Raw genomic sequence first — 23320 nt, 5'->3', positions numbered from 1 at the left:
ATCGGAACGTAAGGCGGAGCAATAGGAGGATCAGATATGGATGAACGAAAAATCTACAGCGATATTTCCAAGCGAACCAACGGCGATATTTATATCGGCGTAGTCGGGCCGGTACGCACCGGAAAGTCGACCTTTATCAAACGGTTTATGGACACCGTTGTCATTCCGCATATGGATGCGGACTATGCACGGGACCGAGCGGTCGACGAGCTTCCGCAGTCGGCTTCCGGCAGGACGATTATGACCACAGAGCCGAAATTTGTTCCGGAACAGGGCGTTACGGTCCACATCGACGACGCTGCGACCTTCCGGGTCAGACTGATCGATTGTGTCGGCTACATCGTTCCGAGCGCAATCGGCTATATTGAAGAGGGCGCGCCGCGGATGGTCAAAACCCCGTGGTACGACGAGGCGATCCCGTTTAATATGGCGGCGGAATTGGGAACGCAGAAAGTCATCACCGAGCATTCCACCATCGGACTGGTCATCACGACGGACGGCAGCATCAGCGATATTCCGCGGGAAGAATACGAAGAAGCGGAAACACGCGTGATTTCCGAACTGCAGGCGATCAACAAGCCGTTTATCGTGCTGCTCAACTGCGTGGAGCCGGCGTCCAGCGAGGCACAGTCGCTTGCAAAAGAAATGCAGGAGACCTACGGTGTACCGGTGCTGGCGGTCAATTGTCTGGAGATGGACGAAGGGCAGATCCGAAAGATCATTGCAAAGGTGCTGTTTGAGTTTCCGGTTCGGGAAATCTGCATCGATTTGCCGCAGTGGGTTGCGTCTCTCGAAAAGACCCATTGGCTGCGTGCGTCCATTTTTTCCACAATTCAGGGCGCGGCGGCAAAAATCAGCCGCATCCGCGAAGTTGCCGACGTCGTAGATGCGATCCGGGAAAACGAATATTTGGAGGATGCCGCCCTGACTGCAGCGGATCTTGGCGTCGGGAGTGCGCGGATTCGGCTGCGGCTCAAAGGAGAACTATTCTACAAAGTACTCGGCGAAAAGACCGGGCTCGCAATTGAGGATGAAGCCGGTCTGCTTTCTCAGATTTTGGAACTCTCCGCGATGAAGAAAGAATACGAAAAAGTGCGGGAAGCCTATCACGATGTCGAAGAGAGCGGGTACGGAATTGTATTGCCCGGGACGGAAGAACTGACCTTTGAAGAGCCGGAGATTATCCGGCAGGGCGGAAAATACGGCGTGCGCCTGCGGGCGGGCGCGCCGGCGATCCATATGCTCAAAACGCAGATCGAAACCGAACTGACGCCGATTGTCGGTTCTGAGGAGCAATCGGAAGAACTCGTGATGTATCTGCTCAAAGAATTTGAAGAAAATCCGGCGAAAATTTGGGAATCCAATATTTTCGGAAAATCCCTGCACGAACTGGTCAACGAGGGGCTGCACAACAAGCTGCTGCGGATGCCGGCCGATGCGAGAGGAAAGCTGCGGGAAACCATCGAGCGCATTATCAACGACGGCTGCAACGGCCTGATTTGCATTATCCTTTGATTAAAATTTTTAAACGTGCCCTCGGAAGTTTTTTCGGGGGCACTGCTTTTTGGGAACCCCGATTTGCCGGACAGCGCGTGCGCTGAGCCGCACGGAAGCGTGTTGGAGGGTCCGCTGAAACACGATGCGAAGCACGCGGGGGAATTTGCTGTGCAGCAGGCAGCGCGGCATTGCGGACCATGATGGAACTGCCGGACAACAGGCAAAACGCGCGGCCTTCCAAAAACGCGCAGGCTTTATTAAAAGGAAAGGAGCGAAAGAACATGCGGGAACGGGAATCCTATTTCACAAAAGCAGAAGATCTTGCAAACGAACCCGAGACGACTTCCGGCACGGATGATTTTGAAGTCACCGGCGCTTCTGCGCAGGAATCGGAAGAGGCAGACTGGGAAAAGGAACGGAAACGGGAAGAAAAACGCTGGTTTACCGCAATTCAGATTGCGGCCTGTGCGCTGATCCTGCTCGGAATGCTGGTCTTAAAATCGCTTGGCGGCCCGGTTTACGAGACTGTACACGATTGGTACACGGCACATGTAAACGATTCTATTCTTGCGCAGGAGGACTGGAGCGCGGTGCTGAAGCTGCCGAAATCCGTACAGAACGAATTCCCCCAGGACGAATCCTCCGCGTCCTCGGCCCTGGAAAGCGCTCTGGAAAGCACAGCGCAGGAGACTTCCGCGCTGGAATCCGGAGATGCTTAAATGGCAGATTGGCCGCTGCGAGCTGGAAGTACAGTTCTGGTTTGCGGCGACAGTCACGGTGCTGATCCTGCTGTCTCCGGCCTTTGCAGGTGCGCTGCTGGCGGCCGGCTGCCATGAGCTGGGACATCTTGCCTCTATGCGGGCATGCGCCTGTATGCCGGAGAAAATTGTGCTGCATGCGTTTGGTGTGGATATTGAAGACCGGAAAAGCACGGGAAGCTACTTCCGGGATGCGCTGATTTCGCTTGCGGGCCCGGCCGCAAATCTGCTTCTTTTTTTGTGCTGCCTGCCGTTTGCGCCGTTTCAAAGCCCGGTTTTGCAGAGCTTTTTTGCGGCAAACGGCGCACTGGCGGCATTTCATCTGCTGCCAATTGCGCCGTTGGACGGCGGACAGGCGCTTTTTGCGCTGCTTTCCCGGCGCCTTCCGACGGAGCGTGCCGGAACGGTAGTCTGGGCGTTCTCGCTGCTCATTTTGCTGCCGCTTGCCGTTTTGGGATTCTGGGTGCTATTGCAGTCCCGGTATAACTTTTCTCTGCTGGCGGTTTCTGTTTATCTGATGTTCCTGCTGGTGTTCAAGCGCGGGAGATTCTTTTAAAAGAATGGAAGCGGAAAATCCGTTGCATTGCCGCTTGTTTTTCGATATAATAAAAAGAACGCCATTTATCACAAAAAATGGGAAGGGACAGGAGAAAACGGATATGAACCGTGAACTGGAAAAACTGCTCGATCGTGTGCAAAAGCCGGGACGATATACCGGCGGAGAACCGGGATCGATCATCAAAGACCGCGAGAAAGTCGATGTGCGTTTTGCGTTCTGCTTTCCGGATGTGATGGAAGTCGGCATGTCTCATCTGGGTATGAAAATCCTTTATGGAATTTTTAACCGGGAACCGGACATCTGGTGTGAGCGCGTATTTGCCCCATGGATTGACATGGAGGATGAAATGCGCCGGGCCGGTATGCCGCTTTATGCGCTGGAAAGCGGAGATCCCATCCGGGATTTTGATTTTATCGGCTTTACGCTGCAATATGAACTGAGTTATACGAATGTGCTCAATATGCTTTCGCTTGCAGGCGTTCCCTTGCGTGCGGCTGACCGCAAGGAGCTTGCGCCGCTTGTGGTTGCCGGCGGGCCGTGTGCCTGCAACCCGGAGCCGCTCGCCGAGTTTATCGACCTGTTTTTTATCGGCGAGGGCGAAGAGGTGGATCTCGAAGTGATCCGGCTTTATCAAAAATGCCGCGATGCCGGAAAGACCAAACACGAGTTTCTCTGTGAAGCGGCGCAGATTCCGGGCGTCTATGTGCCGTCGCTTTATGAGGTTTCCTATCATGAGGACGGGACCATTTCGGAGATCCGTCCGACCTGCGGCGCACCGGCGACGGTATGTAAGCGAATTATGCCGGACATGGACAAGTCCTATTATCCGGAGAATTTCGTGACGCCACTGATTGAAATTGTCCACGACCGCGCAGTTGCCGAAGTGTTCCGGGGCTGCATCCGGGGCTGCCGGTTTTGCCAGGCGGGATTCATGTGCCGCCCGGTTCGGGAAAAGTCCGTGGAAACAGTCAACGAGCAGTGCCGGGTTCTCTGCGAAAACACCGGCTATGATGAAATTTCGCTCTCTTCCCTGAGTACGAGCGATTACTCCAAACTCGACGATCTTCTTGATACGCTGCACACCTGGACCGAAGAAGAAAAAGTCAGCGTATCGCTGCCTTCGCTGCGCGTGGACGGCTTTTCCACCGAACTGACAGACCGGATTCAGTCGGTCCGCCGCGGCGGGCTGACCTTTGCGCCGGAAGCGGGAACCCAGCGGATGCGCAATGTTATCAATAAGGATGTCACAGAGGAGCAACTTCTGAAAACCGTCAATATTGCATTTTCCGGCGGATGGACAAAGATCAAGCTCTATTTTATGATCGGATTGCCAACGGAGACGGATGACGATGTTGCGGGAATCGCGCGTCTGGGGCAGACGGTTGTGGACGCGTATTATCATAACCCGGACAAGCAGAAGGGCAAGAGTGTGACGGTTACCTTGAGCGTGGCCTCATTTGTGCCGAAGCCTTTTACGCCGTTTCAGTGGGAGGCACAGGCGGATATTCCTGCGCTGCGGCATAAACAAAAGGTGCTCGTACAGTCGCTGACGACGAAGAAAATCAACTGCAACTGGCACGATGCCGATACCAGCTGGCTCGAAGGCGTTTTTGCGCGCGGAGACCGGAAACTCGGTGCCGTGCTGCTGGAAGCAAACCGGCAGGGACTGCGGTTTGACGGCTGGAGCGATTGCTTTTCGCTGGAAAAATGGCGCAAGGTGTTTGAGGCGACCGGCGTGGAGCCGTCCTTCTATAATTGCCGCAAGCGTTCCTTTGCGGAAATTCTGCCTTGGGATCATCTGGACTACGGCGTGAAAAAATCGTATTTGGAGCGGGAGTGCAAGCGCGCCTATGAGGCGGTTGTGACGCCGAATTGCCGCAAACAGTGTTCCGGCTGCGGCGCAAACCGTTTCCGGGATGTGAAGGGGGGAATTTGCCCGTGATGCTTCCAAAACGTCTGTGGTTCAGCAAAGAAGGACCGGCGAAATATATTTCCCATCTGGATTTGAACCGTTATTTTGCAAGGGTGTTCCGAAAGGCAAAGCTTCCGCTTTGGTATACCGAGGGGTTTAACCCGCACCCGTTTATGGTGTTTACGCTGCCGCTGTCGCTGGGAATGACCGGAAAGCGCGAATCACTCGATATCCGGCTCACAGAAGAGATGGAAAAAGAAGAGATCCTCCGGCGGCTCAATGCGTCGCTTGCAGCGGGAATGCACTTTTTTGATGTGACGGAACCGCTGAAAAAGGCGGGAGACGTCGCCTATGCGGCTTATACCGTTTTCTATGACCCCGAAGAAGGAACGCCGGAAGCGCTCGAAAAATCCGCGGAAGCGCTGTGCAAGGCGCCGCAGGTCATCGTTGAGAAACGCTCGAAGTCCGGGGCAAAGCCGTTCGATCTTGCACCGTATCTACAGGATGCAGTCGTAAAAAGCGTCCCGGACGGCGTGCAGGTTTCGATGATGCTGCCTGCCGGAAGCCGGGAAAATGTCAGCCCGAAACTGTTTGGCGAGGCGCTGCGCGCGTCCTGCGGCATTGCGTTTGCGGAATCCATTGCGCGTGTGGAGATGTACGATACCGATCGCGCGATTTTTCGATAAATCTATATCCCAAATCAGAGAACGTCAAACCTGATAGACCGTGAGTATAATGGAAGATTGCCTTGTATGCTGTCCGTCTATTGGCGGGTCGAACTGGCACAAGATGCTGCAATGCAGCCTTTTCTAGCGTCGATGCGGTGTGCTGGCACAATACAAACGAACAGTTTACGACTGAGAAATTTATTGCGGCGAACGAACCGATTCCCGACGATTGGGATGGCACTGTGTAGCGCGTGGAACGCGTTACCGGCGGTTATGTGATGATGCCTATGTGTTTTCGAAAACGCAGGCTCTGTCTTTTTATGTTGTCTCATTTTTTCGGATTGGACAAGGGCGTATCACGACACTGGACAAATACTGGGGAGTGAATGAGCTCTACCTCAATGACAGGAGTTGCACATAAAAAACATTATCGGCAAGGAGAAAGGCAAATGATCGAAGTCAAACAGCTGACCAAAGTTTACTCCGGCGCGACGCCGGTGACTGCCCTTGATGCACTCTCTCTAACCCTGCCGGATACAGGAATGGTATTCTTTCTCGGCCGTTCCGGCAGCGGAAAAACCACTCTGCTGAATTTGCTGGGCGGGTTGGATGGTTTTCAGGGCGGCGATATCCAGGTGGATGGGATTTCGCTGCAGGGACTTTCTGCCCGGCAGCTGGATGCGTACCGTAATACCTATATCGGCTTTGTGTTTCAGGAATACAACTTGCTGGATGAGTTGACTGTGGCCGAAAACCTGGCTTTAGCACTGCAACTGCAGCAGACGGAGGTTTCTTCAGTTGCTATGGAACAGGCGCTGGCCGCCGTTCATTTAGAGGGATACCAAAGCCGCCGCTCCGGCGAGCTTTCCGGCGGACAAAAGCAGCGGGTTGCCATTGCCCGTGCTCTGATTAAAAATCCCAAGCTGCTGCTGGCGGATGAGCCGACCGGCGCATTGGATACGGAAAATTCGCGACAGGTATGGGATATTCTCAAGGCACTTTCGCGGGATCATCTGGTGATTGTTGTGACCCATGACCGGGAGTATGCCGCACAGTATGCCGACCGGATCGTGGAACTAGCTGATGGACGGGTGCTGGCAGATACAGCACCGCAGTTTGCTGGCGTACCCTGTGCCGGCGGACTCTCTGTTCAGCCCACCCATCTGCCGGCACGTGTTGTCCGCCGGATGGCGTGGAACGCTATCCGGACGAAAAAGCTGCGCTTTGCCGCTGTAGTGGGACTATCGGTGATCGCTTTTTTGCTGGTGGGGTTAGCCGACGCCTTCTCCAGCTACCGCTATGAGGAGGCCTTGTTTCGCTCTCTGTATGAGGAAAACAGCGCAGCCACTGCCCTGCGCAAGGAACAGCAGATGGATTACGGTGACGGTGCCGACTGGTATCACGATGGGTTCCGCATGAGCGAGGACGAAATCATCGCGTTGGCGGAAAAAACCGGATGTGCTGTAAAAGGTGTGTATACACTGCCAAAGGCGATGCGCATTGAAAGCAATTATTGCTCCACTGAAGTGACCAACCAGAATTACAGCCGTTATGTGGCGGAACTGTCCGGGTTTATGGAGTTAAGCGAAGAAGAACTGCCGACCTTCGGACTGGAACTTTTAGCCGGAAAAATGCCGGATGGCAGCCGAGATGAAATTGCCCTTAGCCGATATGTGCTGGAGTCTTTTGAAGGCGCCGGATACCGGGAATATACCGGCCCCCGATACTATGTAAAGCATGAGGACGGCAGCGAAACCCCATATACCTTCGATGAATGGGTTAAAACCTATTACCAAAAACTGCCCGATTTTTTTAGTTATCAAATAGATCTGCAAAGTTACCGGGATGAAGCGCCGGAATACACCATTGCAAAAGCGGAGGATTTGATTGGCAAAACCGTCTTTATCGGCGACCGTAATTACACTGTACCGGGTATTGTCGAAACCCATTTTGACAATACCCGGTACAAGGGGACGAAGCGATTGGATTTGACTGCCGACAACACTGCCGACCTCAAAGAGTGGATGCAGGCAAACCAGCTGGATGCCGAGCGGCAGTACGGGCTTTCTACACTGGCCTTTGTCGGCAGCGGAAAAATTCGGGAAATTGCCGCGCGCTATCCGGCTACGGTAACGGTGCACGACGGAAAAATTCAGATAGAAAACGATTACCTTGATATGACCACGACCACCATCGCTCGTCTGTGTGATCTGGGGGAAGCCGCTAAGGGCGTTTACTGCCGCGGACAGGTCGATGAAAACGGTATGCCACAGCCAGGATTGCCGGAAAACCTACGGGAACGGGAATTTCTGGCTCCGGAAGCGCTGCGAAATCCGGTCGGAAAGGATACGCAGACGGTTGCCGCCCTTGATTCCGGAAAGGCTTATGAGAATTTTCAGCTTAGTGTGACCTTTAACGATGGGCGAAATGCCTGGTCTTCTGTTGGCTACCAGATGCGCGGTAACCTGGATCTATGGAATTACTATGGCACCGAAATTTATGATGTGCAAGGCTTGCTGGTTGTCTCCGACGCCACCTTTGAAAAACTTTCTGAAGGACGCGGCGGCTTGTATGCCTTTGCCATTGCCTCGCTGCCGCAGGGCAAGACCGCTCTGCGCCAATTTCTTTCCGTCTGTTTCGCATCTGACGGCGGCATTCGCTATGCGGCAACGAATGCGGCCACCTGTCAGATGAACATGATGAATGAAACGCTGATAACGGCGACCCGTCTGCTGCGGTATATAGGGCTTACGCTGACGCTGTTTGCCGCTCTGCTGATGTTTCAGTTCATATCTGTCAGCATCACCGCACGCAAGCGGCAGATTGGCATTATGCGGGCGTTGGGTGCCGGGCAAAGGGATGTGTTTCGTATCTTTCTGTATGAAAGCCTTTTTGTGGCGGCCGTGAATGCATTACTTTCCGGTTTGCTGGTGTTTGTTGCGGCTATGGTAGGTAACCGCATATTGGCCGCGCAGTATGGACTGTTGTTCTCCTTGCTGCAGCCCGGCATACGGCAGGCTGCGCTGCTGGCGGCTTTCAGTTTTGGCGTGGCGCTGCTGTCTAGCTGCATCCCCATCCGCCGTATTGCGCGGCAACGTCCGGTAGATGCGATCCGGCAATGACCTTATGGGGAATCAATGATTTTTAATCGATAAATCTTGAAAAAATACTTGCAACTGCGGGTGCTTTATGGTATGATAATTAGGCATTTGGAATCTTTCGGCTGTTTTGGCCGTTAGGGATCAATTGGGTGGGGGAAACCCCTGACATTGAAGCGGACAGTCCTCTGTTTAAATACAAGAATGTCTGAACCATCAAGGAGGAAATGAAAACATGGATGCACTGAAATTGATTGCAAACGATTCTCTTAAGGAAACCATTCCGCAGTTTAACATCGGCGACACGGTTCGCGTAAGCGTAAATATCCGTGAAGGCGAACGCGAAAGAATTCAGCAGTTCGAAGGAACGGTAATCGCCCGCAAGGGTTCCGGCGTCGCAGAGACCTTTACGGTTCGCCGTGTGTCCTATGGTGTCGGCGTGGAGCGTGTGTTCCCGATCCATTCCCCGAACATCAAAGAGGTCGCAGTAATTCGCCGCGGTCGTGTGCGTCGCGCGAAGCTCTACTATCTGCGTGATCGCGTTGGTAAGGCTGCAAAGGTTAAAGAACAGATCCGATAACAGAATTTTTTTCAAAAAGGGACATCTGTGTGTCCCTTTTTTCTTTAAATAAAAAGCTGGGAGGCTTTTTGATGGAGCAGGAGAAAAGACTGCCGGAAACGGAAAACATCGAAAAGGATCCGCTGGGACGCGGCGTCCGCAATTGCTTTGAATGGTTCGAAGAAGTGATCATTGCCGTTGTGGCGGTTGTTTTGATTTTTGCGTTTCTGTTTCGTGTCGTTACGGTGAACGGCGATTCGATGCTGCCGAATTATACGGAAGACGACAAGCTGATTATTTCCGGAATGTTTTACGAGGTCAAACAGGGCGATGTGGTCGTGGTTGTCAACGTGCTGGAAGATCCGATCATCAAGCGCGTGATCGCCTTGCCCGGACAAGTCGTGGACATCGACAATGACACCGGCATGGTGTCGGTGGACGGCGAGGTGCTGGATGAATCTGCTTATACGGAAAACGGCCTGACCGTTTCCTATGGAGCTGATATGATGACCTTTCCGCAGACCGTGCCGGAGGGCTGTGTCTTTGTTCTGGGCGACAACCGTGTGATTTCAAAAGACAGCCGGTATCTGGCGGTCGGTATGGTGGACAGCCGGAATATTCTCGGCAAAGTCGAGGTGCGGATTTTTCCGTTCGATAGGATTGGAAAGGCAAAATAATTGCGTTTTGGGGAATTCGCACGCTGATAAGCCGGAACGCCGCGGACGCGAAAATGTGCAGGCGGTTTGAACAGGCTGGACCAGTGTGCAGCGCCCCGCCGGTTTTCGTGCGGAGAAACAAAGGGAAGTGATTTCGATAGACGAGCCGAATCTGATAGAGACCAATATCCAGTGGTTCCCGGGTCACATGACAAAGGCGAAGCGAAAGATCGAACAGAGCCTGCGTCAGGTGGATGCTGTAGCGGAGCTGATCGACGCGCGCGCGCCGAAAAGCAGCCGGAACCCGGTGCTGGATCGGCTGATCCAGAAAAAACCGCGGATTATTTTGATGAATAAATGCGATTTGGCGGACCCGGCGCAGACCAGGGGCTGGATTTCCGCATTTCAGGCCCGCGGGATTCCTGCACTGGCACTCGATTGCCGGACCGGAAGAAATGTCGGGCAGGTGCTTCCGGCGATTCGGGAGCTGCTGAAATCGAAACTTGCCATGTGGGAAGAAAAGGGCATGACCGGGCGGCCGATCCGGATCATGGTTGTAGGCATTCCGAATGTCGGAAAATCGGCCTTTATCAACCGGATGTGCCTTGGCGGAAAGGCCGGAAAGGCGGATGTGCAGGACCGGCCGGGCGTCACGCGGACAAACCGCTGGTTTACCATTGGCAAGGGCTTTGAGCTGCTCGATACCCCCGGTGTGCTCTGGCCGAAATTTGAAGATCCGAGAGTGGGGGAACTTTTGGCTTTTACCGGTGCGGTCAAGGATCAGGTCGTCGACACGGAAGCGCTCGCGGCCCGGCTTCTGGAAACCCTGCGGGAGTCTTATCCGAGTGCACTCTGTACGCGGTATAAGCTGACGCCGGATGATTTACAGGAAGGCTCCGGCTATGACCTTCTTGCGCGGATCGGGAAAAAGCGCGGGATGCTGATTTCCGGCGGCGAGATCGACACCGAGCGCGCGGCGGCCATGCTTCTCGATGAATTCCGCTCAGCAAAGCTTGGCAAAATCACACTGGAGCGCGCAAACTGAAAGGCGGGCTGATGATGGATTGGTATTGTTATGAACATTTAGCGGCAGAAAAGGGCTATTCCCGAATTTGCGGCATTGATGAAGCAGGGCGCGGGCCATTGGCCGGCCCTGTTTTTGCGGCTGCGGTGATTCTTCCGCCCGGAGCGGAGATCGAAGGTCTGAACGATTCCAAAAAGCTCAGCGCGAAAAAGCGGGAAGCCCTGTTTGACGTGATTACCCAAACGGCAGTTTCCTATGGAATCGGATTTGCCAGCGAAACCGAAATCGATCAAATCAACATTTTACAGGCGACGTTTCTCGCGATGTCGCGTGCGGTAGAGGCGCTTTCCAAGCCGGCAGATTATGCGCTCATCGACGGCAACCGGATGCCGCCGCTTGCAATTCCGGGAGAGACAATTGTAAAGGGAGACGCACTGAGCGCCAGCATTGCGGCCGCCTCTATTTTGGCGAAAGTTTCCCGAGATCGGGTGATGGAGGAAATCGACCGGATTTATCCGGAATATCAATTTGCGAAGCACAAAGGGTACGGAACGGCGCTGCACCGGGCGCTTTTGCTTCAGTACGGCGCGTCTCCGGTACACCGGAAAACCTTTTTAAAGAATATTTTGGGGCGTACGGAATGAACACGGCATCGGGCGCATTTGGCGAACAATATACGGCGGCGTATCTGCAGAAACACGGATTTACGGTTTTGGAGCGGGATTTTTCCGTGCGCGGCGGAGAACTTGACATAATTGCGCGCAACGCGCAATATCTTATTTTTGTAGAAGTGAAGACCCGGTCGCAAGGTGCGCTGACTGCGCCGGCAGAAGCGGTCACAGCGGCCAAACGCAGGCGGATTGCACGGGCGGCGCTTTGTTATCTGCAGGCGCATCCGTCTGATTTGCAGCCGCGTTTTGATGTTGCCTGCGTCGAAATCACGCAAGAAAAACCGATGCGCGTGACGTCTTTTTCCTATTTTGCAAACGCATTTTTCCCGGAGGTGGGCTTCTTTTGAATCTGTTTGATTTACACTGTGATACGCTGACGGCATGTCTCGAAAGAGGAGAGTCTCTCTATGAAAATGCAGGGCAGCTTTCTCTGCGGCGCGGTGCAGCATATGCGCCGTGGCTTCAGTGCTTTGCCGTGTGGATTCCGGATGATCTGCGCGGAGCGTCTGCATTTGCGCGGTTTTCAGCCGCTGCCGATCTCCTCACGCAGACGGTAAAGACATACCCGGATCGAATCCGGCAGTGTTTTTGCCGGGAAGATTTTGAAAAGGCGGAGCAAGCCGGACAGTGCGGCGCGATTTTGACGATTGAAGGCGGCGCGGCGCTTGGCGGACGGCTCGAAAATCTGGAACTGGCGTTCCGGCGCGGCGTCCAGGTGATGACGCTGACCTGGAACGGACGGTGTGAGCTCGGCGACGGCTGCGGGGTACGCCACGCAGGCGGGCTGACAGCATTCGGAAAAGAAGTGGTGCGCCGGATGCAGACGCTCGGCATGGTGCCGGATCTTTCCCATGCGTCGGATGCGCTCTTTTGGGATACGGCATCCGCGACGGACGGCCTGCTGATTGCGACCCATTCAGACGCCCGCCGGATTTGCGAACATCCGCGCAATCTGACCGATGAGGCGTTTTTGGAAATCCGCAGGCGAAACGGCCTGGCGGGACTGAATTTCTGTCCGGCCTTTTTGCGGGAGGATGCATCCCGCGCCTGTGCGGAGGATCTTTTGCGGCATGCAGAGCATTTTCTTTCGCTGGGCGGGGAAAATACCCTCTGTATGGGAAGCGATTTTGACGGAACGGATCTGCCGGACGGAATTCGCGGAATCGAGTCCATGGAGGATTTAGCGGAGATGTTCCTGCGGCATGGCTATTCCGAAGCGCTGGTGCGGAAGATTTTTTATGAAAATGCCAGAGCCTTCTTCATTTCCCTTTGACAATACCTGTGGAATATTATAGAATGAAACATGCAGAAATGCTGAAAAAACAGGACTGCAAAACAAGCGGTGCGCGGGACTTCCCGTGCGGACGGGAGGAATCAAATTGAAATACAGAAGTACGCGAAACCCAGAGGAACTGGTTACGGCTTCGGAAGCGATCACCCGCGGAATTTCTGCGGACGGCGGTCTGTTTGTTCCGGAATCGCTCCCAAAGTACACCTATGCGGATCTGACGGCGATGCAGCTGATGTCTTATCAGGAGCGTGCGGCCTTTATCCTGAAGGATTTCCTGACGGATTTTACCCGCGAGGAAATTGAAGAATGCGTGCGTCTTGCTTATACAGAAGAAAAGTTCGGCGGCGAGACGCCGGCGCCGTTGACGCTTGTCCCGGATGGGGAAGGCAGCCTGTACTTTTTGGAATTGTGGCACGGACCGACCTGTGCGTTTAAGGATATGGCGCTGCAGCTTTTGCCGCAGCTATTGACCCGGTCGGTACAGAAGGCCGATCCCGGCAAAACGGTGCTCATCCTGACGGCGACGTCCGGAGATACCGGCAAGGCGGCGCTCGAGGGCTTTAGGGACGTTGACGGCACGAAAATCATCGTGTTTTATCCGGAGAACGGCGTCAGCGATATGCAAAAACGCCAGATGGATACGCAGGAAGGCAAAAACGTCGGCGTGAGCGCGATTCGCGGGAACTTCGATGACGCGCAGACCGGCGTCAAGAAGATTTTTGTCGACCCGGCCGTCAAGGCGCGCCTTTTGGAACACAATACGGTCTTTTCAAGCGCCAACTCCATCAATCTCGGCCGCTTGGTGCCGCAGATTGTCTATTATTTCACCGCTTACTGTGAGCTGATGAAGACCGGCGAAATGGATTATGAAGGCGAAAAGATCAACATCGTGGTGCCGACCGGAAACTTCGGCAATATTTTGGCCGCTTATTATGCGGTGAAGATGGGTCTGCCGGTTAATCGGCTGATTTGTGCTTCGAATGAGAATAACGTTCTGACGGATTTTCTGAACGATGGGGTGTACGACCGGAACCGGCCGTTCCACACAACAATTTCTCCGTCGATGGATATTTTGATTTCCAGCAACCTCGAACGGATGCTTTATGATATGAGCAGCGCAGAGCAGGTTCGGGAGTGGATGCGTCAGCTTTCGGCGAACGGCTCTTACCGCGTTACAGACGATGTCCTTTTGCAGATGAAGTCGCTGTTCAGCGCCGGTTTCTGCACCGACGCAGAAACGAAGGAAACGATTCGCGATCTGTTCCAGAGCGAAAACTATCTGTGCGATCCGCATACGGCAGTTGCAGTTAAAGTTTATCACGACTATGTTGCCCGTACCGGCGACCGGAAAACACCGACCGTGCTGGTTTCGACCGCAAGCCCCTACAAGTTTGCAGACAGCGTGCTCAGTGCGGTGAAAGGCGAAGATGCTGTCGGGGACGATCCTTTTGAAATGATCGGCGAATTGGCGGCCGTTACCGGCACACCGATTCCTGCGCCGATTGCAGCGCTGGAGGGCAAAGAAGTGCGCTTCCGGAATGTGTGCGACCGGGACGACATGCAGGCGATGGTTTACCGCCTTGCAGGGATTGAGTAACGCAGATGGCGGTATTTGCAATTGCGGATCTGCATCTGTCGCTTGGAACGGATAAGCCGATGGACGCATTCCCCGGATGGGGAAATTACGTAACGCGCATTGCGGAAAACTGGCAAAAGCTTGTCGGAGAAAACGACACCGTGGTTCTCGGCGGGGACTTTTCCTGGGCCATGAACCTGAAGGAAGCCGGGCCGGACTTTGCGTTTCTGCATGCGCTTCCCGGAAAAAAGATTCTGCTCAAGGGCAATCACGACTACTGGTGGAACACCAAATCGAAGATTGACGCCTATTTTCAGGAAAACGGCTTTTCAGACATGGCGATTCTGCATAACAATGCCTATGCGATTGGAGAAATCGCCGTGTGCGGGTCGCGCGGATGGCTCTACAATGCGGAAACGGCGGAGGACCGGAAAATCGTCGCGCGGGAATGCGGACGCCTGGAAACCTCCATTGCCGCTGCGAAAAAAACAGGAAAGCGTCCCGTTGTGTTTTTGCATTATCCGCCGGTTTATGACGGTGCGGAATGCCGGGAGATTTTGCAGGTTCTGGAGCAGAATGAGATTGCGGACTGTTATTTCGGACACATCCATGGAGCCGCGGCAACGCGGAAAGCGGCGCTGCGGGCGTGGGGAAATGTGCGGATGCATCTGATTTCCGGGGATTTTGTGGGCTTTGCGCCGGTTTTGGTCGCCCGGGAAGCAGAAAGTATTTAAAAAAGTGTAAATATTTCCGGGAAACATATAGAATATTTTTTCGGGCTATGGTATAATGTCACGGAATGATTTTCAGAAATCGATAGAATCAGCAGATTTATGGGGCGCGGCCCTATACAGAGAAGGGAAAGGAATGGTCAAAAGTCATGAGTTTGAAAGCATCCAATAAAGTGGATACCAATCGTTGGGAGCTGGAAGTCGAGGTTGGCGCAGAGCAGTTTGAAGACGCCATTGCCCGCGTATTTAAGCGCGAAGCAAAGAAGATCCAGATTCCGGGATTCCGCAAAGGAAAAGCGCCGCGTGCGTTTGTTGAGAAATATTACGGCGAGCAGGTCTTTTATGAGGATGCGGTAAACCTTTTGGTTCCGGGCGCTTTCGAGGAAGCGATTAAAGAAGCCGGCCTTGACGCAATTCAGGACGACGCGGATCTGGAAATTGTGTCGATCGGCAAAGAGGGCTTTACGTTTAAGGGTAAAGTTACCACCAAGCCGGAAGTTTCGATTGCAGACTATAAGGGCATCGAAGTGAAAAAGCCGAAGGTTGACGTCACCGAAGAAGATGTTGACAAAGAGGTCGAAAAAGTTCGCGAGCGCAATTCCCGAATGATTACGGTGGAAGACCGCGCAGCGCAGCTGCAGGATACCGCTGTGATTGATTTTGAAGGCTTTGTCGACGGCAAGGAGTTTGAAGGCGGAAAGGGCGAGAACTTCAGCCTTTCTCTTGGTTCCGGCCAGTTTATCCCCGGCTTTGAGGATCAGGTTGTCGGACACCACACCGGCGATACATTTGACGTCACCGTAACGTTCCCGGAGGATTATCACGCAGAAGATCTTAAGGGAAAAGAGGCGGTCTTTAAGGTAACCGTACATGAAATCAAAGCCAAAGAGCTTCCGGAATTTGATGACGAGTTCGTAAAGGATGTCAGTGATTTTGATACCATCGCGGACTATCGCGAGGATCTCAAAAAGAAGCTGACGGAGTCCCGCGAGAAGGCGGCGGACGATGAAGTGGAAAATGCGCTGATCGACGCGCTGATTGAGAAACTGCAGGCGGATATTCCGGAGGCAATGTTCAAGAATCAGGCAGAAGAGAGCGTGCGCGAGTTTGAATATCGTCTCCGTTCGCAGGGAATCGATTTTGACATGTACGCCAAATATACCGGCATGGATCGCGATGCAATCCGCGCTTCGGTACGCCCGCAGGCGGAACGTCAGGTGAAAATCCGTTTGGCGCTTGAAAAGATCGCAGAGCTGGAAGACCTCAAACCCACGGAGGAAGAGCTTGCAGCGCAGTATGAGAAAATGGCGAAGGCCTATGAGATGGAAGCCGACAAGATCAAGGCGTTCATTCCGGAAGAGGACGTTGCAAAGGATCTTTCCGTAGAGAAAGCGATTGCATTTGTCCGCGACAATGCGAAAATTGAAATCTTCGAATAAAAAATCCTATAGCTGTCAATGCTGAACATGAAGCAGCTCAGAAAAGGGTATCGCAGCCGTCTTTTATGACAGCTGCGGTACTTGAGTATACGGCGTCAAACGGCGAGCCCCGATGAGAGCGGGAATCTCTAGAACCCTAAAATGAAGTCAGACGCACGTTTGCGCGCAGAGACAGAAAGCAAGGAGGCATTTTTATGGCGTTAGTCCCTTATGTTATCGAGCAAACCAACCGTGGTGAACGGTCTTATGATATTTTTTCGCGTCTTTTGAATGACCGGATTATTATGCTGCATGAAGAAGTCACCGATGCTTCTGCAAGCCTGATTGTTGCGCAGCTTTTGTATCTTGAGGGCCAGGATCCTTCGAAAGATATCAGCCTGTATATCAATAGCCCGGGCGGCTCTGTCACAGCCGGTCTTGCGATTTATGATACGATGCAGTATATCCGCTGCGATGTTTCCACCATCTGCATGGGTCTTGCGGCCAGCATGGGCGCGTTTTTGCTTGCTGCCGGCGCGAAGGGCAAGCGTTTTGCGCTGCCGAACAGCGAGATTATGATTCATCAGCCCAGCGGCGGTGCGCAGGGGCAGGCGACGGATATCATGATTCAGGCGGATCATATTAACCTCGTCAAAAAAAGACTCAACCGGATTTTGTCGGAACGGACCGGCCAGCCGCTGGATGTGATTGCGCGCGATACAGAGCGTGACAACTTTATGTCCGCAGAAGAAGCGATGCAGTACGGCCTGATCGACAAGGTGATTGAAAAACAATAAAAGCGGAGCGGTTTTACTATGAGCAATACGGAAAACAGAGAAATTTTTTGCTCGTTTTGTGGTGCGCCGCAGGCGCAGACGAGAAGGCTGATTGCAGGCCCCGGCGTTTATATCTGTGATGCCTGTATCGAAAAATGCCTGGACATTCTTTGCGCGGAGGAAGATTTTCCAAAGCACAGAGCACGGCAGGCAAAGGAAATTCCGGCCTCTTTACCCAAACCGCACGAGATTAAAACGCTTCTCGACGAATATGTAATCGGACAGGACGACGCGAAGGTTGCCCTTTCCGTTGCGGTTTATAACCACTACAAACGAATTTATTACGGCGGCGAAGGTGAAGTCGAGATCGGCAAGAGCAACGTCTTGCTGCTCGGCCCGACCGGCGTCGGCAAAACGCTGCTTGCGCAGACGCTTGCCAAAATGTTGGAAGTACCGTTCGCGATTGCGGACGCTACGACTCTGACAGAAGCCGGCTATGTCGGTGAGGATGTGGAAAACATCCTGCTGCGTCTGATTCAGGCCGCCAATTACGATATTGAAAGGGCCGAACGCGGCATTATCTATATCGATGAAATTGATAAGATTGCGCGCAAATCGGAAAATCCTTCGATTACGCGCGATGTCAGCGGCGAAGGCGTGCAGCAGGCGCTGCTGAAAATCCTGGAAGGCACGGTCGCCAACGTTCCGCCGCAGGGCGGGCGGAAGCATCCGCAGCAGGAATTTATCCAGGTCGACACGTCGAACATCCTCTTTATCTGCGGCGGTGCGTTTGACGGGCTCGAAAAAGTGGTCGAAAAACGGACGGATTCCTCTTCTATGGGATTTGGCGCACAGGTGCGCAGCAAGGCAGAGCTGGATACCACGGCGTGGATGTCGGAAGTGCAGCCGCATGACCTTGTGAAATTCGGTTTGATTCCGGAGCTGGTCGGCCGGCTTCCGGTCATCACGGCGCTCAACGGTCTAGATGAAGAAGCGCTGGTTCGCATTCTGACGGAGCCGAAAAACAGCCTCGTCAATCAGTTTAAGTGGCTGTTTGCGCTGGATAAGGTGGATCTGGAATTTACGCCGGAGGCACTTTCCGCCATTGCCAAGCAGACGCTGGAACGTCACACTGGGGCGCGTGGACTGCGTTCCACAATGGAGCATATTTTGGAACCGCTGATGTACGATATCCCTTCTGACTATACGGTGGCCAAGGTCATTGTGACGCCTGAAGTGGTGCAGGACGGTGCGGCGCCGGAATTGGTTCGGGATACGAGCCGGAAACCGGTTAGTATCCAGATGTCCGCCGGAAAGAAAAAATCCGGTCATAAGGATACTGCCTGAAAAAGGGGCTGCTGCGTGTCGGAGCATATGCAGCAGCCTTTGTTGTTATGATTTGGAGTTTAATGCATATGAGTACGGTAGTAAAAGTTACAAGAGCAAAAAATGAGGGGATCCGGTTCCCGGCGGTCGCACTGCGCGGCCTTGTGGTATTTCCGGAAATGTCCCTGCAGTTTGATGTCGGACGGGAGAAGTCCATCCTTGCGGTTCGCGAGGCAATGGGCAGAGATCAGCTGATCTTTTTCACAGCGCAAAAGAGCATTGAAGATGACGAGCCGTCCGGAAAGCAGCTTTTCCAGATGGGCGTTGTCGCACGGATTAAGCAGACGCTGCAGCATGGAAACGACGGCGTGCGCCTGTATGTGGAAGGTCTGTACCGTGCAAAGATGCTGGGCATTACCCAGGAGAGACCGTTCCTGGAGGCGGAAGTTCAGCCGTTTGAGGAACAGGCGCGGCAAAAGGGCCCCCGTGCGGAAGCGCTGGTGCGGTATACCAAGAAGCTTTTTGAGGAATACCTGAAACTGTCCCGTATGGTGCCGCCGGATATTATTATAGGCGTTGTGAAGGAAGACGACTGCGGAAAGCTGGCAGATTTTATTGCGGCGAATATCGGTCTCGATTATGCCGACAAACAGGAGGTTCTCGAAGAACGCAACCCAATTAAGCGGATTACCGTGTTGACGGATATTCTCGAAAATGAACTGCAGGTTCTCTCGATCGAAAATGAGATCAGTGAAAAGACCAAGGAACGGATCGACGACAATCAGCGGGAGTACTATCTGCGCGAACAGCTCAAGGCAATTTCAGCGGAACTTGGCGAAGAGGACAGTCCGCAAGGAGAAGCGGAGGAATTCCGCAAACAGGTTATGGACGCCGGACTGCCGCAGCTGCAGCAGGAGAAGCTGCTGCATGAATGCGACCGCTTGTCTAAGATGCCGTACGGGTCCCACGAGGCAAGCGTCATCCGGGGATATCTCGAGATCTGTCTCGATCTGCCCTGGAATAAACAGAGCAAGGAAACGATCGACCTGAAAAAAGCGGAACGAATTTTGAACCGCGACCACTACGGCCTGACCAAGGTAAAAGAGCGAATCTTGGAAACCCTTGCGGTGCGGAAGCTGGCGCCGGATTATAACCGGCAGATCATTTGCCTTGTCGGACCGCCGGGCGTCGGCAAAACTTCGATTGCAAAATCGATCGCCAAGGCGACCGGGCGGAACTATGTCCGCGTTTCGCTGGGCGGCGTGCGGGATGAATCCGATATTGTGGGCCATCGCAAAACGTATATCGGCTCGATGCCCGGGCGGATCATTGCGGCGCTCAAACAGGCCGGCACGAACAATCCGCTGCTGCTTTTGGATGAAATTGATAAACTGGGACAGAGTTTCCGCGGGGATCCGTCTTCTTCTCTGCTGGAAGTATTGGATCCGGAGCAAAATGCAACCTTCCAGGATCACTTTATCGATATGCCCTTTGATTTAAGCAATGTGCTCTTCCTGACCACGGCAAATGATTATACGGCAATCCCCGGGCCGCTGCTTGACCGGATGGATGTCATCACGCTGCCGAGTTATACCCATGAGGAAAAGTTCCATATTGCGACAAAGCACTTGATTCCCAAACAGCTCAAACGTCACGGAATTTCGCCGAAAGTGCTGCGCTTTACACCGGCTGCGGTCCGCGAAATGATCGACGGCTATACGAAAGAAGCCGGTGTCCGCAATCTGGAGAGAACGATTGCGTCGGTGTGCCGGAAATGCGCAAAAGAAATCGTTTCGTCGGAAACAGAAGAAAAGATTGTGATTACGCCGGCGCGCCTGGAAACGCTGCTCGGCGCGAAAAAATTTAAAGAAGACGACCGCCAGACAACGGACGAAATCGGTGTGGCGAATGGTCTTGCCTGGACAAGCGTCGGCGGAGAGACCATGCCTATTGAAGTTGCCGTGATGGACGGGACCGGCAAAATTGAGCTGACCGGTTCTCTTGGCGATGTGATGAAGGAGTCGGCCAAGGCGGCGATTACCTATATCCGCGCACATGCTGTAAAGCTGGGGATCCGGAGCGATTTCTATTCAAAATGCGATATCCATATTCATGTGCCGGAGGGTGCAATCCCGAAGGACGGACCTTCTGCAGGCATTACCATGGCGACGGCCATTACCTCTGCGCTCAGCGGCATTCCGGTGCGGCACGACGTTGCAATGACCGGAGAGATTACGCTGCGGGGACGCGTACTTCCGATCGGAGGCCTGAAAGAAAAGAGCATGGCTGCCTATCGGGCGGGCATGAAAACGGTCATCATTCCGTATGGCAACACACCGGATCTCGATGAGGTCGACGAGGCAGTCAAAGAAAAAGTTTCGTTTTTGCCGGTGCAGCGCGCGGACGAAGTCCTGCAGGCGGCGCTTGTGCGGATGCCTGCCCCGCAGCAGGAACATAACGTGCATCTGCCGGAGGGACATTCTGTGGGAACTTCCGCCCACATTTGCCAGTGAGGGCCGAAATGATGAATTTTCAGAATTGTTCGTTCGAGTCTGCGGCAGCACTGCAAAAGCAGCTGCTTCCTTCGGATCTCCCGGAGATCGTGTTTTCCGGAAGATCCAATGTCGGGAAGTCCTCGCTGATCAACAAGCTGGTCAACCGAAAGGCGCTCGCGCGCACCAGCAGCTCGCCCGGAAAAACGGCGACAATCAATTTTTACCGTGTGGATCGCTGCCGGTTTGTCGATTTGCCCGGATACGGCTATGCGAAAGTTTCGTTTGCGGAGAAAAAACGTTGGGGAAACCTGATCGAAGGGTATTTTTCGTCCGGCCGACAAATTCAGCTGGTGGTACAGATTGTCGATATGCGGCACGCGCTTTCCAAGGACGACTGCAATATGATTGACTATCTGATTGCAAATCAGTTCCCGTTTGTCGTGATGTGCACAAAGGTGGATAAACTCAACCGTGCGCAGCGGGAACAGCAATCTGCATATTTTGAGGAACTTTTTACGGATAACGGTTATCTCTGGCTGCCGGTTTCGGCGGCAAATGGAGAAAATGTGGAATTGCTTCGGGAAATTATCACGAAGCACAGCGAAATCTAATGTTTGGAGGGCCAATGGCAATGCTTCTTTATGACGGATTTGACATCAATGAAAACGGACATCTGACAGTCGGCGGATATGATACGCTTGCGCTTGCTGAGGAATTCGGCACACCGCTCTATGTGATGAATGAGGACAAAATTCGCGAAAACTGCCGTTCGTTTCTGGAGTCCTTCGGCCGGTATAACGGCGGAATGGGAAAGGTTACCTATGCGAGCAAGGCGCTCAACTGCAAAGCCATGTGCCGAATTGCCGCAGAGGAGGGCCTGTGTCTGGATGTTGTTTCCGGCGGAGAACTTTACACGGCGCTGCAGGCTGGATTTCCGTCAGAGCGCATTTATTTCCACGGGAATAACAAGACCCCGGACGAGATCCGGTATGCGTTGGAAAGCGAAATCGGCTGCTTTATTGTCGACAATCTGGAAGAGCTCAAATTGCTTCAGAGCGATGCCGCAGAGCTTGGAAAAACTGCGGTGATTTCACTGCGCGTAAAGCCCGGAGTCGACGCGCATACACATGACTTTATCCGAACTGGCCAAATCGATTCGAAGTTTGGATTTGCGCTGGAAACCGGCGAGGCGCTTGACGCTGCCAAAAAGGCCGCGTTGTATCCCAATGTCCTGCTCAAGGGGCTGCACTGCCATATCGGCTCCCAAATTTTCGAGACAGATCCGTTTGTGCTGGCCGCAGAGCGGATGGCGACCCTGATGGCGGAAGTCCATCAGGAAACCGGAATTACCATTGAGGAACTCAATCTTGGCGGCGGGTTCGGGATCAAATACATAGAGACCGACCGTCCGCTTCCGCCGGAATATTATATGGAATTGATTGCGGATGCAATCGGGCATGTCTGCACGCACTACAATCTGCCGCTGCCGCACCTTGTCGTAGAACCGGGCCGCGCGATTGTCGGCAATGCGGGCATCACGCTCTATACGATCGGTAATATCAAGGAGATTCCGGGCATCCGGACGTATGTTTCAGTCGACGGCGGCATGGGGGATAATCCGCGTTATGCGCTTTACAAATCGGATTATACGGCTGTCGTGGCAAATAAGGCGTCGCAGCCTGCGGACGAAACCGTCACGATCGCGGGAAAATGCTGTGAAAGCGGCGATTTGATTCAGGAGAATACCAAAATCCAGCAGGCAGAGCCGGGCGACATCCTGGCGGTATTTTCTACCGGCGCTTACAATTACTCGATGGCCTCCAATTACAACCGGATTCCGCGCCCTGCGCTGGTCATGGTGAAAGAAGGCAAACCGTATTTGGCGGTGCGCCGTGAAAGCTACGAAGATTTGGTGCGCAACGACCTGTAAAAATTGATTTGCCCCGCCGTTCCGGAAAGGTACGGCGGGGCTTTGTGTATTTTGCGTTCCAACAGCCCGGCGTATTTCTCATTTTATTTTCCGGAATGCAAAAAAGACGCAGCAAAGCCGGAACGGTCAGACTGCGTCTTTTGAACCATCACGTGGAAAGCAGGCTTTTTACAGAACGCGCTTTGAAGCTTGCGCGATATGCAGAGAAGGCAGACAGGGTCGTTTTGCGTACGGAAAATCAGGCTCCGGTGATGCGCCTTGCGATGGAGCCAGACGGTAACAGGACTACATTTGTTTCAGGTTGTTTTAGAAAAATTGCAGCAGAACGCTTTGCCTCCTGTCGGAATGATCGGCGGAAATACGGGATGTTTCGCG

Annotated in this window: 20 protein-coding genes; all 20 read left to right on the top strand. The window is 53.5% G+C overall.

Annotated elements, in window-relative coordinates; genetic code table 11:
• Positions 1 to 36 precede the first annotated feature (36 nt).
• The gene (spoIVA, locus tag IAG03_RS00330) at positions 37 to 1515 is read left to right on the top strand and encodes a stage IV sporulation protein A (RefSeq protein ID WP_249317655.1); all 1479 of its coding nucleotides are present in this window, start codon (positions 37 to 39) and stop codon (positions 1513 to 1515) included.
• A 263-nt stretch (positions 1516 to 1778) separates the two neighbouring features.
• The gene (locus tag IAG03_RS00325; RefSeq protein ID WP_249317653.1) at positions 1779 to 2216 is read left to right on the top strand and encodes a hypothetical protein; all 438 of its coding nucleotides are present in this window, start codon (positions 1779 to 1781) and stop codon (positions 2214 to 2216) included.
• Positions 2209 to 2811: a site-2 protease family protein gene (locus IAG03_RS00320; protein ID WP_249317651.1), complete on the top strand. Its 603-nt coding sequence runs from the start codon at positions 2209 to 2211 to the stop codon at positions 2809 to 2811. Before IAG03_RS00325 ends, IAG03_RS00320 begins: the two co-directional genes overlap by 8 nt.
• A 103-nt stretch (positions 2812 to 2914) precedes the next feature.
• Positions 2915 to 4756, top strand: coding sequence for a TIGR03960 family B12-binding radical SAM protein (locus IAG03_RS00315; RefSeq protein WP_249317649.1), 1842 nt, complete (start codon positions 2915 to 2917; stop codon positions 4754 to 4756).
• Positions 4756 to 5412 carry a TIGR03936 family radical SAM-associated protein gene (locus IAG03_RS00310; RefSeq protein WP_249317888.1) on the top strand — a complete coding sequence of 219 codons (657 nt, stop codon included), beginning with the start codon at positions 4756 to 4758 and terminating at the stop codon, positions 5410 to 5412. Before IAG03_RS00315 ends, IAG03_RS00310 begins: the two co-directional genes overlap by 1 nt.
• Before the next feature lie 431 nt (positions 5413 to 5843).
• Positions 5844 to 8516 carry an ABC transporter ATP-binding protein/permease gene (locus tag IAG03_RS00305; protein WP_249317647.1) on the top strand — a complete coding sequence of 891 codons (2673 nt, stop codon included), beginning with the start codon at positions 5844 to 5846 and terminating at the stop codon, positions 8514 to 8516.
• Positions 8517 to 8727: 211 nt separating this feature from the next.
• Positions 8728 to 9072 (top strand): 50S ribosomal protein L19, encoded by a 345-nt coding sequence (gene rplS / locus IAG03_RS00300; protein WP_249317645.1) that lies wholly within the window; start codon positions 8728 to 8730, stop codon positions 9070 to 9072.
• 71 nt (positions 9073 to 9143) lie between these two features.
• Positions 9144 to 9728, top strand: a complete 585-nt coding sequence (lepB, locus tag IAG03_RS00295) for a signal peptidase I (RefSeq protein WP_249317644.1) — start codon at positions 9144 to 9146, stop codon at positions 9726 to 9728.
• 136 nt (positions 9729 to 9864) lie between these two features.
• Positions 9865 to 10752 (top strand): ribosome biogenesis GTPase YlqF, encoded by an 888-nt coding sequence (ylqF, locus tag IAG03_RS00290; protein WP_430472423.1) that lies wholly within the window; start codon positions 9865 to 9867, stop codon positions 10750 to 10752.
• 11 nt (positions 10753 to 10763) lie between these two features.
• Positions 10764 to 11375: a ribonuclease HII gene (rnhB, locus tag IAG03_RS00285; protein ID WP_249317643.1), complete on the top strand. Its 612-nt coding sequence runs from the start codon at positions 10764 to 10766 to the stop codon at positions 11373 to 11375.
• Positions 11372 to 11749 carry a YraN family protein gene (locus tag IAG03_RS00280; protein ID WP_249317641.1) on the top strand — a complete coding sequence of 126 codons (378 nt, stop codon included), beginning with the start codon at positions 11372 to 11374 and terminating at the stop codon, positions 11747 to 11749. The genes rnhB and IAG03_RS00280 overlap by 4 nt, the downstream gene beginning before the upstream one ends.
• Positions 11746 to 12675 carry a dipeptidase gene (locus tag IAG03_RS00275; protein ID WP_249317640.1) on the top strand — a complete coding sequence of 310 codons (930 nt, stop codon included), beginning with the start codon at positions 11746 to 11748 and terminating at the stop codon, positions 12673 to 12675. Before IAG03_RS00280 ends, IAG03_RS00275 begins: the two co-directional genes overlap by 4 nt.
• A 106-nt stretch (positions 12676 to 12781) precedes the next feature.
• A complete protein-coding gene (gene thrC / locus IAG03_RS00270) occupies positions 12782 to 14290 on the top strand; it encodes a threonine synthase (RefSeq protein ID WP_249317638.1) in 1509 nt (502 codons plus the stop codon).
• Positions 14291 to 14295: 5 nt separating this feature from the next.
• Positions 14296 to 15003, top strand: coding sequence for a metallophosphoesterase (locus tag IAG03_RS00265; RefSeq protein ID WP_249317636.1), 708 nt, complete (start codon positions 14296 to 14298; stop codon positions 15001 to 15003).
• 146 nt (positions 15004 to 15149) lie between these two features.
• Complete coding sequence (gene tig / locus IAG03_RS00260) at positions 15150 to 16439, top strand: trigger factor (protein ID WP_249317635.1); 1290 nt, start codon at positions 15150 to 15152, stop codon at positions 16437 to 16439.
• Positions 16440 to 16633: 194 nt separating this feature from the next.
• Complete coding sequence (gene clpP, locus IAG03_RS00255; protein ID WP_249317634.1) at positions 16634 to 17215, top strand: ATP-dependent Clp endopeptidase proteolytic subunit ClpP; 582 nt, start codon at positions 16634 to 16636, stop codon at positions 17213 to 17215.
• An 18-nt stretch (positions 17216 to 17233) separates the two neighbouring features.
• Positions 17234 to 18541, top strand: coding sequence for an ATP-dependent Clp protease ATP-binding subunit ClpX (clpX, locus tag IAG03_RS00250; RefSeq protein ID WP_249317633.1), 1308 nt, complete (start codon positions 17234 to 17236; stop codon positions 18539 to 18541).
• A gap of 68 nt (positions 18542 to 18609) precedes the next feature.
• Positions 18610 to 21033, top strand: a complete 2424-nt coding sequence (gene lon, locus IAG03_RS00245; RefSeq protein ID WP_249317631.1) for an endopeptidase La — start codon at positions 18610 to 18612, stop codon at positions 21031 to 21033.
• 11 nt (positions 21034 to 21044) lie between these two features.
• Complete coding sequence (yihA, locus tag IAG03_RS00240; RefSeq protein WP_249317886.1) at positions 21045 to 21626, top strand: ribosome biogenesis GTP-binding protein YihA/YsxC; 582 nt, start codon at positions 21045 to 21047, stop codon at positions 21624 to 21626.
• Positions 21627 to 21646: 20 nt separating this feature from the next.
• The gene (gene lysA, locus IAG03_RS00235) at positions 21647 to 22945 is read left to right on the top strand and encodes a diaminopimelate decarboxylase (protein WP_249317885.1); all 1299 of its coding nucleotides are present in this window, start codon (positions 21647 to 21649) and stop codon (positions 22943 to 22945) included.
• Positions 22946 to 23320: the final 375 nt, after the last annotated feature.

The sequence above is a fragment of the Yeguia hominis genome (assembly GCF_014384705.1).
Classification (GTDB): domain Bacteria; phylum Bacillota; class Clostridia; order Oscillospirales; family Acutalibacteraceae; genus Yeguia; species Yeguia hominis.
This window is presented reverse-complemented; position numbering and strand designations above follow the sequence as displayed.

Bases quoted from the DNA above. Each gene is read 5' to 3' on its own strand.
- clpP (WP_249317634.1), top strand. From the start codon at position 16,634: ATGGCGTTAGTCCCTTATGTTATCGAGCAAACCAACCGTGGTGAACGG.
- IAG03_RS00310 (WP_249317888.1), top strand. From the start codon at position 4,756: ATGCTTCCAAAACGTCTGTGGTTCAGCAAAGAAGGACCGGCGAAATAT.
- IAG03_RS00320 (WP_249317651.1), top strand. From the start codon at position 2,209: ATGCTTAAATGGCAGATTGGCCGCTGCGAGCTGGAAGTACAGTTCTGG.
- lepB (WP_249317644.1), top strand. From the start codon at position 9,144: ATGGAGCAGGAGAAAAGACTGCCGGAAACGGAAAACATCGAAAAGGAT.
- IAG03_RS00280 (WP_249317641.1), top strand. From the start codon at position 11,372: ATGAACACGGCATCGGGCGCATTTGGCGAACAATATACGGCGGCGTAT.
- clpX (WP_249317633.1), top strand. From the start codon at position 17,234: ATGAGCAATACGGAAAACAGAGAAATTTTTTGCTCGTTTTGTGGTGCG.
- yihA (WP_249317886.1), top strand. From the start codon at position 21,045: ATGAATTTTCAGAATTGTTCGTTCGAGTCTGCGGCAGCACTGCAAAAG.
- IAG03_RS00325 (WP_249317653.1), top strand. From the start codon at position 1,779: ATGCGGGAACGGGAATCCTATTTCACAAAAGCAGAAGATCTTGCAAAC.
- IAG03_RS00265 (WP_249317636.1), top strand. From the start codon at position 14,296: ATGGCGGTATTTGCAATTGCGGATCTGCATCTGTCGCTTGGAACGGAT.
- rplS (WP_249317645.1), top strand. From the start codon at position 8,728: ATGGATGCACTGAAATTGATTGCAAACGATTCTCTTAAGGAAACCATT.
- IAG03_RS00315 (WP_249317649.1), top strand. From the start codon at position 2,915: ATGAACCGTGAACTGGAAAAACTGCTCGATCGTGTGCAAAAGCCGGGA.
- IAG03_RS00305 (WP_249317647.1), top strand. From the start codon at position 5,844: ATGATCGAAGTCAAACAGCTGACCAAAGTTTACTCCGGCGCGACGCCG.
- spoIVA (WP_249317655.1), top strand. From the start codon at position 37: ATGGATGAACGAAAAATCTACAGCGATATTTCCAAGCGAACCAACGGC.
- lon (WP_249317631.1), top strand. From the start codon at position 18,610: ATGAGTACGGTAGTAAAAGTTACAAGAGCAAAAAATGAGGGGATCCGG.
- rnhB (WP_249317643.1), top strand. From the start codon at position 10,764: ATGATGGATTGGTATTGTTATGAACATTTAGCGGCAGAAAAGGGCTAT.
- tig (WP_249317635.1), top strand. From the start codon at position 15,150: ATGAGTTTGAAAGCATCCAATAAAGTGGATACCAATCGTTGGGAGCTG.
- lysA (WP_249317885.1), top strand. From the start codon at position 21,647: ATGCTTCTTTATGACGGATTTGACATCAATGAAAACGGACATCTGACA.